The following is a 12,116-nucleotide window of genomic DNA, read 5'->3' as shown; positions in this document are numbered from 1 at the left end:
GTCGTCAGCGGAGCGTCTTGAGCCGGTCCAGGAGATCGAGCCACTCGACCGCGTCGGCCGTCGTGGCGTGCAACTGCAGCGCGTCGCCCAGTCCCAGCGCGTCGATCGCCCGGCGCACCACCGGCACGCACCCGACGATCGCGAACGGGACGCCGGCCGCGCGGGCGTCCCCGGTCGCTTCGAGCAGCACCGCCAGTCCTCGGGCGGAGCAGTGGGCCGCGCCGGTCAGGTCGAGGACGAGGGCCCGCGGCGCCAGGCCGATCTCCTCGGTGAGCCGGGAGCGCAGCCGGCGGCTGCCGGTCAGGTCGAGCTCGCCGCCGACGGCCAGGACGCTGACGGGGGCGGTCGTCGTCACCACCAGCTCCATCACCGGCTCTTCGCGCCGGCTCTCGAAATGGCGGGCCATCAGCGCGTCGATGTCCAGGCCGGGCGGGTAGGGCACAGCGTCGATTTCCCGCGCCCACGCGCGCAACGCCGCCAGCACCTCGCGGTGCCGTGCGTCGTCTTCGCGCCAGGTCATACCGGTTACATCGCTCGCGGGGCCCCGGGCGCAACAGCCGCGGTCAGGGTGTGACGAGACCCGCTTCGTAGGCGAAGATCGTCAACTGCACGCGGTTGCTCACGTCGAGCTTGGCGAACGTCCGGGTGATGTGCGTTTTGACCGTCGCTTCGCTCAAGAACAGCTCCGCCGCGATGTCGGCGTTCGGCTTGCCCTGGGCGACCGCCGTCACGACCTCGCGTTCGCGGTTGCTGAGCAGGTCCAGCTTCGTCTGGGCGCGGGCCCGCCGCGGGTTGGCGCGCGCGGCCACGAACTGGCCGATCAGCTGCTTCGTCGTGCGTGGCGACAGCATCGCGTCGCCGTTCGCGACCACCCGGACGGCCTCGATGATCTCCTGCGGCGAGCCTTCCTTGAGCAGGAATCCGCTGGCACCGGCCGCGAGCGCTTCGAAGACGTACTCGTCGAGGTCGAACGTCGTCAGGATCAGCACCTTCGGCGCCCGCGGTTGGGCGAGCACCGCCGCCGTCGCGGCGAGGCCGTTCATCCGGCGCATCCGGATGTCCATGACCACGACGTCCGGGGCGTACCGCGCGACCTGCTGCACGGCTTCGTCGCCGTCACCCGCCTGCGCGACGACTTCCAGATCGGGGGTGCTGCCGAGGATCATCGACAGTCCGGTGCGGACCAGCGGATCGTCGTCGACGAGCAGTACGCGCACGCTCACCCGCCCATGCTAGGGCGCGGTCGGCACCCACGGCAGCGAGGCCCGCAGCACGAACGTCCGCTCGTCCACCGGACCCGCGGCGAGGGTGCCGCCGAGCAGCCAGATCCGCTCGTTGACGCCGGTGAGCCCGGTGCCGGACCCGGGCGAGGGCACCGGCTGCGGCGGCAGCGCGTTGGCCACCTCGATCAGCAGCCCGGCGCCCGGGGCGCCGCGCACCGACACCTCCGCGGGCGCGCCCGGCGCGTGCCGCAGGACGTTGGTGAGCGCCTCCTGGAGGATCCGGTAGGCGGCCGTGCCGAGCGGGGCCGGCGCCGAGCCGGCCTGGTCGAGCAGGACGGTGAGGTTGACGGCGAGCCCGGCCTGCCGGGCGCCGGTGACCAGGTCCGGGAGGTCGGCGAGGGTCGGCTGGGGCGGCGCCGCGGGCCCGCCGGCGGGCCGGTCGGCCAAGCCCGGACCCCGCAGCACGCCGATCACCTGGCGCAGGTCGTCGAGCGACTGCCGGGCGGTGGTCCGCACGGTCTTGGCCGCCTCCGCCGTGTCCGGGGCGGTGCCGCTGGTGACCTCGAGCGCGCCCGCCTGCAGCGAGAGCAGCGACAGCCGGTGGCCCAGGACGTCGTGCATCTCGCGGGCGATCCGCGCCTGCTCCTCGCGGCGCGCGACCTGGTCGCGCAGGGCCGCCTGCTCGGCGCCGCGCCGCCGCGTCTCGGCCATGCTGTGGCGGACGATCCCGAGGGTCAGCGGGACCGCCGTGTACACGGCCGCGGTGAGGATGATCCCGGTCAGCATGGCGCCGGCCGTCTCCGTCGAGATCCAGGCCTCGGACAGCGACAGCTCCGCGTCCCGGCCGACGTCGCGCCACACCGCGAGCCCGGTCGCGGCGAACACGAGGGTCGCCGCGCTCCAGCGCCACCAGCCGGTGAAGTACGTCGCCAGCGCGGCGAGGGCGATCAGCGCGGCCAGCGAGTCCGCGCGCAGCAGCAGCGGCGGCACGATCGCGATCCCGGTGACGACCAGCGGCCAGCGGTGCCGCCAGACGAGCATGATCGCCGCGCCGATCCCGAGGAACCAGCCGAGGAGCGCACCCACCGTCGGGTGGACGTCGTCGCTGCCGGCCACGCTGACCTCCAGCGACACGTTCACGATCCCGGTCACCACGCTCGCGGCGACCGCGAGCACGGTGCACACCACCCCCAGCACGGACCGTCCCATGGGCAGAAGAGTACGGGCGTCCCCTTCCTCCGTTCCGCCGGTTCACGGGGTTCGCGATGACGACTTTCGTCGTAGGCGCATCGAGGCCCGCGGATGACGCGCGGACGGCCGCGACGCTGGTTACCTCACTCGCCGTCAGCACAGGCGAAAGGAAACCCCGATGACCGACCACACCCCGCTCCAGCAGTACCCGGCCCCGCCGGCCGCTCCGCCGCGCAACGGCGTCGGCACGGCGGGTTTCGTCCTCGGCCTCGTCGGGCTGGTGTTCTCGCCGATCCCGTTCGTCGGGGTCGTCGCCTGGCCGCTCGTGGTGCTCGGCCTGATCCTGTCGGCGGTCGGCGTCGCCCGGGTGCGGGCCGGGAAGGCCACCAACAAGGGACTCTCGATCGCCGGCGTCATCGTCTCGATCCTCGGGCTCGTGGTGAGCATCCTGTGGGTGGTGGTGATCGGCAAGGCCATCGGCGACGTGAACGACCAGGCCACCCAGCACCACACGGTCGTCTACGAGGTGAGCGGGGACGCGCCGTCGGCCACCGTCGTCTACAGCACGTTCGACCAGCACACCATCCTGATCGACACCGAGCCGTCGGTGCCGGTGCCGTGGACGAAGACCGTCGAGGCGACGGGGTTCCTCGAAGGCGCCCAGTTCACCGCGACCACCGGACCCGACGGTGGCTCGATCACGTGCAAGGTCGTCGTCGACGGCAAGCAGACGAAGACGGCGACCGCGTCCGGTCCTGCCGCGGTCGCCAGCTGCACCGGCTTCTGAAACCTCCGTGCCGCCCGGTCGAGGGGGCCGGGCGGCACGGGGGAGAGGGTGGGACCCGGCCAGGGGGCGGGTCCCACCCTCTCGGGTCAGCTGCAGTGTTCGAAGCCGCTTTCGTAGGCGACCCCGCCGGCGGAACCGCCCCACTTGACGCACTTGTCCGCCGCGGCGGCCGAGACCGGACCGGCGAAGTAGGAGAAGGCGCCGGAGTCCGTGGCCCGTGCGGAGCCTTGCACCTCGAGGAAGGCGGAGGTCTGCGTGGCGGCGCCCGCCGACGCGCTCTTCATCGTGCTGACGCAGTTCTTGCCGTTGGCGGCGTTGTAGGACAGGTACGCCGTGCCCGCCGTGCCCAGCGGCTGCTGGTCGATCACGCTGTAGCCGCCACCGCAGGCCGGGGCGCCGAGGGCGGCTTCGGTGACCGTGGCGTAGCGGATCGTGTCGTTGGCGTGGGACTCCGGGCCCGCTTCGAACAGCACGCCGACCGACGACTGCGACAGCTGCACCATGTCCGAGTAGGCCGCGTCCTGGCCCCAGACGAGCAGGCTGCCGGCGGTGCCGGTCCAGTTGGCGCCCTCGTCGAACGAGGAGTGGACCCGCAGTTCCTTGCGACGGTCGCAAGTGGACGGTGCGGCGAAGACGATCCGGTCGTACTTGCCGCCGGTGTCGGTGGCGCTCATCCGGGCCGTCGACCCCTCCACGGTCGGGGCGACGAGGTCGGTGGCGAAGGAGAACTTGGTGCTGAAGGTCGCGCCGCCGTCCGAGCTGATCGCGTACGCCCGGTTGTGCGTGCCGTCCAGCAGGCACTTGTCGCCGTCGTTCGCCTGGTTGCGCGCGGCGGCGTAGACCCGGCCGTCGGCCAGCTCGGTGACGCTGATCTCCTGCGGGTTCATGGTGCTCGCGGTGGGCTTGTCGGTGGCCCCGAGGTGCCAGGTGGAGCCGTTGTCGTCGCTGTAGACCAGCGCCCCGATGTTCGAATAGCTCATGCCGGCGACGAGCCGTCCCTTGTGCGCGCCGCGGGTGAGCACGATCCCGTGCGACGGCCCGGTCGCCAGCCAGCCCGGCGCCGCGGCGAAGCCGAGCTCGGTGGTCAGCACGCGCGGCGCGCCCCACGTCTTCCCGTTGTCCTCGCTGAGGGACACGCGCGGCACGCGGCCGCAGTCGGGGTTCGTGTAGCACTGCATGGTCGAGAGCAGCACGACCCGGTTGCTGCCCGGGATGACGATCGGGGCCGGGTTGCCCTTGGTGTCCCCGTTGGCCTTGATGACGGGCTGCAGCGCGCTCCACGTCTTGCCGCCGTCGGTGGAGCGCTTCATGACGAGATCGATGGCGCCGAGGTCGTCGCAGGCGCTGGCGCCGCCGTTGCGGCCCTCGGCGAACGCGAGCAGCGCGCCGTCGTTCGCCTTGACGATCGTGGGGATGCGGTAGCAGTCGTGGCCCTCGGTGTTCTTGGTGAACACCAAGGTGCTGGCGACGTCGGCTTGCGCGGTCGCGGTGCCGACGGCCGCCGGGACGGCGACGGCGGCGCACCCCAGCAGCCCGGCCAGCAGGCCTCTGGCGATCCGGGTGATCTTCACGGGTTTCTCCCTACGGATTCGTTCTACGTCCTACGTCTCGGCGACAGCGTCGACGCGGCCCGTACAAGACCCGTACAACCCGGCGTATAACGACTTACACGTTGCCGGGAGGGAAACGTCAGGTGAACGCGGCCAGGGCGCCGAACCCCGTCCCCAGCACGAGAAGCGTGGACAGGAGGCCCAGGAGCAGGGCCCGTCCGCCACCGCGCAGCAGCGGACCGAGCCGGACGGCGCAGCCGAGGCCGAACAGGGCACCGGCGAGCAGGAGTGTCGAGGCGGTCTTGGCGACGTCGAGCGCGAACGCCGGGACGAGCCCGGTGCTGCGGACGGCGACCATCGCGAGGAACCCGAGGACGAACAGCGGCACGAGCGGCGCGTGCCCGCCGCGGCGGGTGCGTTCGGTGGCGCCGACGATCGCGACCACCGGCGCCAGCAGGACGACCCGGCTCAGCTTGACCACGATGGCGACGGCGACCGCGGCGGCGCCCGCCGGCCCGGCCGCCGCGACGACCTGCGCGACCTCGTGCACCGAGATCCCGGCCCAGGTGCCGGTCCTGGTCGCGTCCAGGCCGAGGACGTGGGCGAGCAGGGGGACGACGCCGAGGGCGATGCTGCCGTAGCAGGTGACGAGCGCGACGGCGGTCGCGACGTCCTCGTCGTCGCGTTCAACCACGCCCTCCATCGCCGCGATCGCCGAGGCACCGCAGATGGAGAAGCCGGTGGCGACCAGCACGGCGAGGCCCCGGGGCACGCGGACCAGGCGGCCGAGGGCGAGCGTGCCGAGGAAGGTGACGGTGACCGTAAGCACGACCGCGGCGAGCGTGTCGGGGCCGAGTGCGAGCACGGTGGGGATCGCGAGCTGCAGGCCGAGCAGGACGACACCGGCGCGCAGCAGGCGTTTCGTGATCCGGGCGACGGACTTGCGGTGCTCCTCGGTGAGGACCGGGGTGCTGCCGGTGACGATGCCCAGCACGACGGCGACGGTCAGCGCGCCCGCGACCGGCCAGACCGAGCTCAGCGCGTAGGCCGCGGCGACGCCGAGCCCGGTGATCGCGAGGCCGGACGTCTTCGCCGCCGTCAGTGTCATGGTGCCAGCGTCGCCTTCCTCCGGGAGTTCGGGTAGCCGTTGGTTCACGCGTAGGTCATAGACTGAAGCTATGACCGGACCGGACCTGGACTCGCTGCGCCTGCTGGTGCTCGTCGACGATCTCGGCAGCATCGGGCAGGCCGCCGGGGCACTCGGCATCGCCCAGCCGTCGGCGAGCAAGCGGTTGTCCACTTTGGAGAGACAAGTGGGACTGTCCCTGGTGGACCGAACCCGGCGTGGCTCGGCGCTGACCCCGGACGGCCGGGTGATCGCGGGCTGGGCGCACCGCGTGCTGACCGAAGTGGACGGACTGCGCACGGGGGCGGAGGCCCTGCGCACCCAGCGCGGCGCGAAGCTGCGGGTCGCGGCGAGCATGACGCTGGCCGAGCACTTCGTGCCCGCGTGGATCGGCGAGGTGAAGCGGATCGAGCCGGACACCTACGTCGGGCTCGAGGTGGTGAACTCCGAGCACGTCGCCGACCTCGTCACGGCCGGCCGGGTCGACCTGGGGTTCGTCGAGTCGCCGGGGCCGTGGCCGGGGCTGTCCACGCGGCGGGTCGCGACGGACCGGCTCGTCGTGGTGGTGCCGGCCGGGCACCCGTGGGCGCGCCGTCGCCGTCCGCTGACGGCGTTCGAGCTGGCGGCGACGCCGCTGGTGGTGCGGGAGCCGGGGTCGGGGACCCGCGAGACGGTCGAGGCGGCGTTGCGCCGCGCCGGCGCGGGAGTGGTGACGCCGTTGCTGGAGCTGGGATCGGCGTCGGCGGTGCGGAACGCGGTGATCGCGGGGGCCGGGCCGGCGGTGATCAGCGAGCTGGACGTGGTGCGCGAGGTGGCGGGCCGCCGGCTGGTGCCGGTCGCGGTGGCCGGGGTGGAGCTCGGCCGGGTGCTGCGGCCGACACGGTCGCGCAGGGCTTCGGCTCGCTCGGCCTGATGACGTCGGTGCTGCGCACGCCGGACGGCCGGACCGTCGAGGCCGAGGCCGCGCACGGCACGGTCACCCGGCACTACCGCCAGCACCAGCAGGGCAAGCCGACCTCGACGAACCCGATCGCGTCGATCTACGCGTGGACCCGGGGTCTCGAGCACCGCGGCAAGCTGGACGGCAACCAGGAGCTCATCGGCTTCGCCAACAAGCTGGAGCAGGTCGTCGTCGAGACGGTCGAGGCCGGCCAGATGACGAAGGACCTCGCGCTGCTCATCAGCAAGGACCAGCCGTTCCAGACGACCGAGGAGTTCCTCGCGACGCTGGACGACAACCTGGCGAAGAAGATCGCCCAGGGCTGAGTTCGTCTCGTGAAGAACCCCCGTCCCGGTTTGCCGGGGCGGGGGTTCTTTTCGTGCACGGTGCGTCACCGGCGGGTGATCCGGATTGGCGCCTCCGGGTGGTTGCTGCGTCCGGCGCTGTCGGTCCGGGTAAAGGATTGCCTACCCTTGGCGGGGGACGGGGCACGCGGTTGGAGGAAGGCATGTCGAAGAAGACTCTGATCATCTTGGGCGCCATCGTCCTGGTCATCGTCGTCTACGTGATGAACACGGACAAGCAGGCCTCGGGAGCTTCGGCCACCGGCTGCAAGGTGACGGTGACCGCGGACGTCCTCAACGCCCGCGAGACCGCCGACGGCAACGCCAAGATCGTCGGCAAGTACCTGCGTGACGCCTCGTTCGACGCGTTGCCCGGCGTGCAGAACGGCTTCCGGAAGGTGGCCGACGACAAGTGGGTCGCCGCCGCGTTCACCGCGCCGGTCGCCGGGTCCGCCTGCTGAGCCGTCACACGCCGAGCAGGTCCAGCGCGAGGTGGCGACGCCGAACGCCGCGGCGGACAGGCCCAGCGTGCGAGCGCGCTTCGGGTCGCGTTTGGCGGCGGCGCGCCAGTAGAGGCCGATGCCGATCGCGAGCATCAGCAGTTCGACGACGGCCGAGACCGCGGGCAGCCGCCAGAGCCCGAAGCCGAACGTGGGCAGGTCGCCGGCGTTGCCGGGCAGGATCGGCAGGTCGGGGCGGTGCACGACGAGGTCGAGCAGCCAGTGCGAGAAGACGACGCCGCCGAGGATGAGCCCGGCTTCGCGGCCGAGCCAGTGTGCGGCGACCGCGCCGAAGAGGGCGGCGAGCACAAGGGCGCCGACGAGCGAGTGCGTGTAGTCGGCGTGGATGAGGCCGCCGCCGTAGCCCGCGCCGTCGACCGTCTCGATGCCGCTGAGGTAGAGCGGCACGAAGACGACGTCGAGCCAGGCGGTGGCGAGCATGAGCGTCCACACGGGAATGGCCGGCCGGCCCGCCTTGACGGCGGCCGCGAGCCCGAAGTGCCCGGCGATCATCTGCGGGCCTCCGTCCAGGGGAAGCGGGCGTCGAGCACGCCGAGCCCGACGGTGAAGAGGAGGACAGCGACGATGAAGCTCATGGTTTCTCCGCGTAGTTCGTGAGGCCTTGGACGAGCATGGTTTTGAGGACTTCGAAGCTCTGGTCGACGTCTTCGGGCCGCCCGAAGCCCCCGGACGCTTCCAGCCCGGCAAAGCCGTGCGCGGCGGCGCGGATGCAGCGGGTGGCGTGCACGGCCTGGACGTGGCCGAAGCCGAACGGCCGGAGCACGGCGAAGACGACCTCGGCAACGGCGTGCGTGGCCCGGCTGAGCTCGGTATCGGTTTCGTCGGGAGCGGTGGCGAGCGCGTGGGTGCGGTGCGGGTGGCGCCGCAGGTAGGCGCGGTAGGCGTCGGCAAGGGCGCGTACGGCCGCTGCGCCTTCCCGTCCGGTGGCGGCGGTCCTCAGCGCTTCGGCCATCTCCTGGACGACTCGGAGGTCGATGAGCCGTCGCAGGTCGGCGACGTTTTTGACGTGCTTGTAGAGAGAAGGCGCGGCGACGTTCGCGCGGTCGGCGACTTTGGCGAGGGTGAGGGCCTCGGGTCCGGATTCGTCGACGATCTTGAGGGCCAGGTCGACCACGGTCGCGGTGGTCAGGCCCGCTCTAGGGGACATCGGTTTGGCTACTTGGCATAGCTTTAAAGCTAATGCTAATAGCTTGGTGCGTCAAGGCGCGTTTTTTGTCGGTGGTGGCTGGTAGAACTTGATCAGGCTGAATACGCAGGTGAGAGGAGGTGCGACACCGCCCGAGGACGGGCGACAACTGAATGCGGCACGGGCTGAGTGCGGTTGTCCGCGGGGTCTCCAGGGGGAGTTCCGCGGGCTTGGGTGCTCGGCAGTGCTCGGTCGGTGCGGCTTGGCGGGGCCGGGGGAGTGGAGCCTGGGGACCGCGCTCGGACGGGGGTCGGAGCGCGAGGGTGAGACTCTTCCGAGCCGAGCCGAGCCGAGCCGAGCCGAGCCGAGCCGAGCCGAGCCGAGCCGGACCCGACCCGACCCGACCCGAGGGGGGCGAGTTGAGCTGGGTGGAGGGCGAACCAAGCGGAGCTGCAAGGGCCGAGCCGAGTGGGGGCGAGCCGAGCGGAGCTGTAAGGGCTGGGTCGAGGCGAGCTGGGGGCGAAGCGGGCCGAGTCAGCTGAGGCGGGGCCGAGTCGTGCGGGCTGAGCCGGGCGGGCTGAGCGGAGGAGCCGGGGGGCGAGTGGCGGAGCAGGGCGGGGCGAGCCGGGCGGGCGTCAGAGCGCGACCGTCAGGCCCTCTTCCGCGACCAGCACCTCGCCACCGAACTCCGCGCGCGCCTCCTCGGCAGCGGCCCCGCGATCAGTTCCGGGCCAGAAGTGGGTCAGCATCAACCGCCGCGCTCCGGCGGCGGCCGCCCACTGGCCCGCCTCGGTCGCGGTCATCAAGAACCGGGGCTCTCCCTCCGCCGGTGGGGTGCGGAGAGTGGCGTCGCAGATGACCAGATCCGCGTCGCGGCCGAGGTCGGCCAACGTCGGCGATGGTCCCGTGTCGCCGGTGTACGCCACCGTCAACCCGGGCGCCGTCAAGCGCACGCCGAAGTTCGGCACGTGGTGCGGCAGCGGATACGTCGTCAGGCGGAACGGCCCGATGTCGGCCGGCGCGCCGAGGTCGTGCACCTCGAACAGCTCCGTCGGGTGCGGCCGCGGCTCCATCGCCGCCAAGCGCCGGATCGTGCCGGGTGTGCAGTGCAACGGCAACCGGCCGGTCGCCGACGCCGTGTAGTACCAGGCTCGCCCGAGCGCGCTCACGTCCGCGCAGTGGTCGGGGTGCTCGTGCGTCACCACGACGGCGTCGGGCAGCCCGTGCGCGAACAGGCGCGACGCCGCGCCGTACCCGAGGTCGAGGACGATGCGGAATCCGTTGTGCGACAACAGGAATCCCGCGCACGCCCGCCCGGGCTCCGGAAACGCGCCGCAGCTGCCGAGCACCGTCAGCTCACCCATGCCCGGCAGTCTGGCAGAGCGGCCCGGCCGGTAGCGTGCAGTTCGTGCTGACCGTCTCCACCGTGAACGTCAACGGCCTCCGCGCCGCCGCCAAAAAGGGCTTCGTCGAGTGGCTCGCCGCCACGAAGGCCGACGTCGTCTGCTGTCAGGAGGTGCGCGCCACGGCCGAGCAGCTTCCCGCCGAGGTCGTCGACCCCGAAGGCTGGTTCGCGGTGCACGCCCCCTCGGCCGTCAAGGGGCGCAACGGCGTCGCCGTCTACAGCCGCGTGGAGCCCGAAGAGGTCCGCATCGGCTTCGGCGAACCGGAGTTCGAGGACAGCGGCCGCTACCTCGAAGTCCACCTGCCGAACGTCGTCGTCGCGAGCCTCTACCTCCCCAGCGGGGACGTCGGCACCGAGCGCCAGGACGAAAAGGAACGCTTCATGGCCGCGTTCCTGCCCTACCTCGTCGAGCTCCGGGCCAAGGCCGCCGCGGCCGGGCGCGAGGTCGTCGTCGTGGGGGACTGGAACATCGCCTACGACACCGTCGACCTCAAGAACTGGCGCGGCAACCGCAAGAACTCCGGCTTCCTCCCCGAGGAACGCGCCTGGCTCGGCCGCGTCTACTCCGAGGCCGGCTTCGCCGACGTCCAGCGCCGCCTCGACCCCGAAGGCCCCGGCCCCTACACCTGGTGGTCCTACCGCGGCCAGGCCTTCGACAACGACTCCGGCTGGCGCATCGACTGCCAGCTCGCGACCCCGGGCCTCGCCGAGAAGGTCGTCGACGTCGTCGTCGAACGCGCCGCCGCCTACGACCAGCGCTGGTCCGACCACGCGCCGGTCACCGCCACCTACGACATCTAGGCCGCGCGGGCCGCGCGCCAGGTCGCGCTGTCCACGAAGTGGTTGTCGAACCGGTCCTGCGACGCCAGGATCTCCGCCGGCGACGCCTCGCCGCGCCGGATCCGGTCGATCATCCGGAAGTACTCGAAGCGCTCGACGCCGGGCGTGAACACGATCAGCACGTCCGCGCCCGAACGCTCGCTCGCGCCGAAGGCGTGCGTCGTGTGCGGCGGCACGAACAGCATGTCGCCGGTCCGCACCGTCACGACGTCTTCGCCGTTCAGGACCTCCAGCTCGCCGTCCAGCATGAAGAACATCTCGGCCGATGAGGTGTGGAAGTGCGGCGTCGCGCCGTCGCGCCCGCGGCCCAGGGACGCGCGGTTCGTGCTCAGGTGCCCGCCGGTCTGCGAGACGTCCGCGAGCAGGGTCATCGTGTCGGGGGTCGAGCCGAGCTGCTCGGCTTCGTCGTGGCGTACCAGCAATGTCGTCATGCCGAGGATGGTTCCACGCCTGATAGTTCGCTGTCAAACTATCAGGCGACGAATAGTGCTGGCGTCGAATAGAGTGGTCCGGGTGAGTGACGAAGACGCCGTCGACGCCGTCGTGTCGGCCTGGCACCGCGAGCGCCCCGACCTGGACCTGACCGCCATCGGCGTGGCCGGCCGGATGGGCAGGCTCGCGCTCGTGCTGGGCCCGGCCCAGGAGCGCGTGTTCGGCAAGTTCGGCCTGCAACGCGGGGAGTTCGATGTCCTGGCCGCGTTGCGCCGGTCCGGGCCGCCCTACACGCTGATCCCGTCCGAGCTGTCCGCGACGCTGATGATGTCCCGCGCCGGCATGACGAGCCGCCTCGATCGCCTGGAGAAGGCGGGGTTCGTCGAGCGCGCGCTGGACCCGAACGACCGCCGCAGCTTCCGGATCCGCTTGACGGACCAGGGTTTCGACGCCGTCGACGCCGCGATGACCGAGCACACCGCGAACGTCTCCGAGCTCCTTTCCGGACTGTCCGGAAAGGACCTGAGCCTGCTCGACGACGTCCTGCGCAAGCTCCTCGGTCACCTCGATCCCCAGGCCTGACCGCAAAAAGGGCCTCCCCGGCGCACTGCCGGGAAGGCCCTTCTCGCCG

General features: G+C 71.9%; 14 protein-coding genes and 1 pseudogene. 7 read left to right on the top strand and 8 right to left on the bottom strand.

Annotated elements, in window-relative coordinates; genetic code table 11:
* Nucleotides 1-4: 4 nt before the first annotated feature.
* The 3 genes from ABZ342_RS21365 to ABZ342_RS21355 are packed head-to-tail and all read right to left on the bottom strand — an operon-like array spanning nt 5 to nt 2,432.
* Complete coding sequence (locus tag ABZ342_RS21365; protein ID WP_360475590.1) at nt 5-520, bottom strand: STAS domain-containing protein; 516 nt, start codon at nt 518-520, stop codon at nt 5-7.
* A gap of 43 nt (nt 521-563) precedes the next feature.
* On the bottom strand, nt 564-1,223 hold the full coding sequence (locus ABZ342_RS21360; protein ID WP_360475587.1) for a response regulator transcription factor: 660 nt from the start codon (nt 1,221-1,223) through the stop codon (nt 564-566).
* A 9-nt stretch (nt 1,224-1,232) separates the two neighbouring features.
* Nucleotides 1,233-2,432, bottom strand: a complete 1,200-nt coding sequence (locus tag ABZ342_RS21355) for a histidine kinase (protein WP_360475584.1) — start codon at nt 2,430-2,432, stop codon at nt 1,233-1,235.
* A gap of 160 nt (nt 2,433-2,592) precedes the next feature.
* Here ABZ342_RS21355 and ABZ342_RS21350 point away from each other — a divergent pair, with 160 nt between their 5' ends.
* Nucleotides 2,593-3,201 (top strand): MmpS family transport accessory protein, encoded by a 609-nt coding sequence (locus ABZ342_RS21350; protein WP_360475581.1) that lies wholly within the window; start codon nt 2,593-2,595, stop codon nt 3,199-3,201.
* Nucleotides 3,202-3,287: 86 nt separating this feature from the next.
* Here ABZ342_RS21350 and ABZ342_RS21345 read toward each other — a convergent pair whose 3' ends face one another.
* Together ABZ342_RS21345 and ABZ342_RS21340 are read right to left on the bottom strand one after the other, a co-directional pair.
* The gene (locus ABZ342_RS21345) at nt 3,288-4,772 is read right to left on the bottom strand and encodes a sialidase family protein (RefSeq protein ID WP_360475578.1); all 1,485 of its coding nucleotides are present in this window, start codon (nt 4,770-4,772) and stop codon (nt 3,288-3,290) included.
* A 118-nt stretch (nt 4,773-4,890) separates the two neighbouring features.
* The gene (locus ABZ342_RS21340) at nt 4,891-5,859 is read right to left on the bottom strand and encodes a putative sulfate exporter family transporter (protein WP_360475575.1); all 969 of its coding nucleotides are present in this window, start codon (nt 5,857-5,859) and stop codon (nt 4,891-4,893) included.
* A gap of 70 nt (nt 5,860-5,929) precedes the next feature.
* Between ABZ342_RS21340 and ABZ342_RS21335 the strand changes: the two genes are divergently transcribed.
* The 4 genes and pseudogenes from ABZ342_RS21335 to ABZ342_RS21320 all read left to right on the top strand — a co-directional run bounded on the left by ABZ342_RS21335 (nt 5,930) and on the right by ABZ342_RS21320 (nt 8,279).
* Nucleotides 5,930-6,790 carry a LysR family transcriptional regulator gene (locus tag ABZ342_RS21335; protein ID WP_360475572.1) on the top strand — a complete coding sequence of 287 codons (861 nt, stop codon included), beginning with the start codon at nt 5,930-5,932 and terminating at the stop codon, nt 6,788-6,790.
* Nucleotides 6,751-7,143 (top strand): annotated as a pseudogene (locus tag ABZ342_RS21330) (isocitrate/isopropylmalate family dehydrogenase); the annotation flags it as partial. The gene ABZ342_RS21335 and the pseudogene ABZ342_RS21330, both read left to right, overlap by 40 nt.
* Nucleotides 7,144-7,325: 182 nt before the next feature.
* The gene (locus ABZ342_RS21325) at nt 7,326-7,622 is read left to right on the top strand and encodes an SH3 domain-containing protein (protein ID WP_155548987.1); all 297 of its coding nucleotides are present in this window, start codon (nt 7,326-7,328) and stop codon (nt 7,620-7,622) included.
* Between the two features lie 237 nt (nt 7,623-7,859).
* Nucleotides 7,860-8,279 carry a hypothetical protein gene (locus ABZ342_RS21320; protein ID WP_360475569.1) on the top strand — a complete coding sequence of 140 codons (420 nt, stop codon included), beginning with the start codon at nt 7,860-7,862 and terminating at the stop codon, nt 8,277-8,279.
* Here ABZ342_RS21320 and ABZ342_RS21315 read toward each other — a convergent pair.
* Together ABZ342_RS21315 and ABZ342_RS21310 are read right to left on the bottom strand one after the other, a co-directional pair.
* Nucleotides 8,254-8,829 carry a TetR/AcrR family transcriptional regulator gene (locus tag ABZ342_RS21315; protein ID WP_360475566.1) on the bottom strand — a complete coding sequence of 192 codons (576 nt, stop codon included), beginning with the start codon at nt 8,827-8,829 and terminating at the stop codon, nt 8,254-8,256. The genes ABZ342_RS21320 and ABZ342_RS21315 overlap by 26 nt on opposite strands.
* 614 nt (nt 8,830-9,443) lie before the next feature.
* Complete coding sequence (locus tag ABZ342_RS21310) at nt 9,444-10,172, bottom strand: MBL fold metallo-hydrolase (protein WP_360475563.1); 729 nt, start codon at nt 10,170-10,172, stop codon at nt 9,444-9,446.
* Between the two features lie 35 nt (nt 10,173-10,207).
* Between ABZ342_RS21310 and ABZ342_RS21305 the strand changes: the two genes are divergently transcribed.
* On the top strand, nt 10,208-11,014 hold the full coding sequence (locus ABZ342_RS21305; protein WP_360475560.1) for an exodeoxyribonuclease III: 807 nt from the start codon (nt 10,208-10,210) through the stop codon (nt 11,012-11,014).
* On the opposite strand, the gene ABZ342_RS21300 is transcribed toward ABZ342_RS21305, so the two are convergent.
* Complete coding sequence (locus ABZ342_RS21300) at nt 11,011-11,484, bottom strand: cupin domain-containing protein (RefSeq protein WP_155548992.1); 474 nt, start codon at nt 11,482-11,484, stop codon at nt 11,011-11,013. The genes ABZ342_RS21305 and ABZ342_RS21300 overlap by 4 nt on opposite strands.
* A gap of 82 nt (nt 11,485-11,566) precedes the next feature.
* Here ABZ342_RS21300 and ABZ342_RS21295 point away from each other — a divergent pair, with 82 nt between their 5' ends.
* On the top strand, nt 11,567-12,067 hold the full coding sequence (locus ABZ342_RS21295) for a MarR family transcriptional regulator (protein ID WP_360475555.1): 501 nt from the start codon (nt 11,567-11,569) through the stop codon (nt 12,065-12,067).
* The last annotated feature ends 49 nt before the right edge of the window (nt 12,068-12,116 follow it).

The sequence above is a fragment of the Amycolatopsis sp. NPDC005961 genome, from assembly GCF_040629235.1.
GTDB classification, from domain to species: domain Bacteria; phylum Actinomycetota; class Actinomycetes; order Mycobacteriales; family Pseudonocardiaceae; genus Amycolatopsis; species Amycolatopsis camponoti.
The sequence above is the reverse complement of the archived record's forward strand: the minus strand, read 5'-3'. Positions and strand labels throughout refer to the sequence as shown.

Excerpts from the sequence above, each read along its gene's own strand:
- ABZ342_RS21365 (WP_360475590.1), bottom strand. The coding sequence starts at position 520 with ATGACCTGGCGCGAAGACGACGCACGGCACCGCGAGGTGCTGGCGGCG.
- ABZ342_RS21355 (WP_360475584.1), bottom strand. The coding sequence starts at position 2,432 with ATGGGACGGTCCGTGCTGGGGGTGGTGTGCACCGTGCTCGCGGTCGCC.
- ABZ342_RS21350 (WP_360475581.1), top strand. The coding sequence starts at position 2,593 with ATGACCGACCACACCCCGCTCCAGCAGTACCCGGCCCCGCCGGCCGCT.
- ABZ342_RS21340 (WP_360475575.1), bottom strand. The coding sequence starts at position 5,859 with ATGACACTGACGGCGGCGAAGACGTCCGGCCTCGCGATCACCGGGCTC.
- ABZ342_RS21335 (WP_360475572.1), top strand. The coding sequence starts at position 5,930 with ATGACCGGACCGGACCTGGACTCGCTGCGCCTGCTGGTGCTCGTCGAC.
- ABZ342_RS21325 (WP_155548987.1), top strand. The coding sequence starts at position 7,326 with ATGTCGAAGAAGACTCTGATCATCTTGGGCGCCATCGTCCTGGTCATC.
- ABZ342_RS21315 (WP_360475566.1), bottom strand. The coding sequence starts at position 8,829 with ATGTCCCCTAGAGCGGGCCTGACCACCGCGACCGTGGTCGACCTGGCC.
- ABZ342_RS21310 (WP_360475563.1), bottom strand. The coding sequence starts at position 10,172 with ATGGGTGAGCTGACGGTGCTCGGCAGCTGCGGCGCGTTTCCGGAGCCC.
- ABZ342_RS21300 (WP_155548992.1), bottom strand. The coding sequence starts at position 11,484 with ATGACGACATTGCTGGTACGCCACGACGAAGCCGAGCAGCTCGGCTCG.